This is a genomic window from Paenibacillus terrae (assembly GCF_005217525.1).
Lineage (GTDB): Bacteria > Bacillota > Bacilli > Paenibacillales > Paenibacillaceae > Paenibacillus > Paenibacillus terrae_C.
In genome coordinates this window covers 58,877-59,081 of the sequence record NZ_PNXQ01000004.1, presented here as the reverse complement: position 1 = coordinate 59,081, position 205 = coordinate 58,877, and positions in this window count along the sequence as shown.

Genomic DNA, 205 nt, shown 5'->3' with positions numbered 1-205 from the left:
CGTATTTTTTGACACATGAAGCAAGAACAACCAAGGGGATTTCCAAATCTAGGGCGGAAAAAACCACCACGCAAGATCTTGTTTGTGCTAATATAGTGGCCCCATTAGGAAGGGAGGAGATATAAAAAACTACTACATTTTTTGAGAGTGATCCTTCCAACAAAAATAAATACTAAATAAGAAGCAAGATAAGTGGAAATAAGTA